At 59.9% G+C, this 1,325-nt stretch carries 2 protein-coding genes; one reads left to right on the top strand and one right to left on the bottom strand.

Translation table 11 applies throughout. The annotated features are described in order from the left end of the window. Window positions 1–77 precede the first annotated feature (77 nt). The gene (locus tag CW742_RS13420; RefSeq protein ID WP_292421218.1) at window positions 78–1,172 is read right to left on the bottom strand and encodes an ISL3 family transposase; all 1,095 of its coding nucleotides are present in this window, start codon (window positions 1,170–1,172) and stop codon (window positions 78–80) included. Here CW742_RS13420 and CW742_RS13415 point away from each other — a divergent pair. Then, the coding region (locus CW742_RS13415; protein ID WP_292421220.1) for a hypothetical protein at window positions 1,062–1,325 on the top strand (264 nt) is incomplete at its 3' end. The two genes, CW742_RS13420 and CW742_RS13415, sit on opposite strands and share 111 nt — an antisense overlap.

Below are 1,325 nucleotides of genomic sequence, written 5' to 3'. Positions count from 1 at the left end.
CGTCCCGATGGTCTTTTTTGTGGATCAACTGGAATTAGTGTGGATCCCTCTCTGAAAAATACGGGTTCAATACCGATCTAATCACCGGATTCCAGTTTCCCGCACTTTCGGAGGATTTTCAGACGGAAGTACCGCCAGTCATGGAAGCCGTAGGCGTCCTTCTTCAGGGTCTTCACCACGTTGTTGAACCCCTCGCTCAGGCCGTTGGTCTGACGGTGACGAAAGAAGTTCTGGATGCCGAAGCGGCGACGGTTCAGCATTTTCACATAGTCGATGATCTCGGGGATACCGCTCTCCATGGCACGACGTTTCCAGTCGCGCAGCTCTGTACGGGCGACCTTCGGGTCGAGCTCACGGAACACGGCGCGCAGGTCTTCCTTGAGGAGGTAGGCGGTGGTGAGCTCGACGTTGCCGGGGAGGTCGAGGAGTTCCTTGAGGGAGATGCACTGTTTCGAGGTGAGCGTCTCGCTGGGGCGCAGGAGCAGATAGCGACTGCCTTTGAGATAGCGGCGTCCCTCGGGCGGAAGCTGGCCCTGGATGCGGCGGCGGATGTTGTCTATGGCCACGCCCATCGGCTTGATGACGTGGAAGTGGTCGTAGATGAGGCTGGCGCGAGGACACCGAACACGAAGCTCCAGTTCGTAGGGGTCGTGCATGTCGATGACGACGCGCCTGATGCGACGGGACCGCTTCTTGCCGAACCATCGGAAGAACGCCCTGATGACGGCTCGGTCATTCCTCCGACCCACCCATATGACCCTGCGACGGCGGATATCGGTGACCAGGGTCAGGTAGCGGTGGCCCTTCTTCTCCGAGACCTCGTCGATGCCGAGGTCCGTGATCTTGTCGAGGTCCCGCTTCCGCAGGAGTCCGGCAATGTAGCGGACCTCGGCGTTCTTGACCATCTCCCAGTCGACGCCTTGAAGCGTCGCCACGGCCTTGACCGTCATGTCCTTGGTCAGGGTGAACAGCAGCTTCTCGAACCGTTTCGTGCAGCGCGCACCACGCCGTGCGAGGTGCGTCGCCTCGCGGCACACACCGTCTCGCGGGCAGTCCACTCGATGTCGAGGCATCCAGAGGTAGACACGATGACTGGCGATGTCGAGATCGCGCAACCGGACCAGCGTTCGGTCGTGGTAGCCAGTGAATACGGCACGGCACCGGTAACAGATGAAGGCCTGCTCCCTGGGTTCGAGCCACAACTCGATCCAACTCTTGTGGTGACGCTTCCATCGGACGACGATGTGTTTTTGCAGGCCGACGAACGAGTTGATAGGATGAGCATCGGGCATCTTCCCGGCTCCTGGTCAAGGTGTGTCGACAAC

It is taken from the genome of Methanoregula sp. (assembly GCF_002835825.1).
Taxonomy (GTDB): domain Archaea; phylum Halobacteriota; class Methanomicrobia; order Methanomicrobiales; family Methanospirillaceae; genus Methanoregula.
Note: the sequence above shows the minus strand (reverse complement) of the source record. Positions and strands in the feature narration are given on the sequence as shown.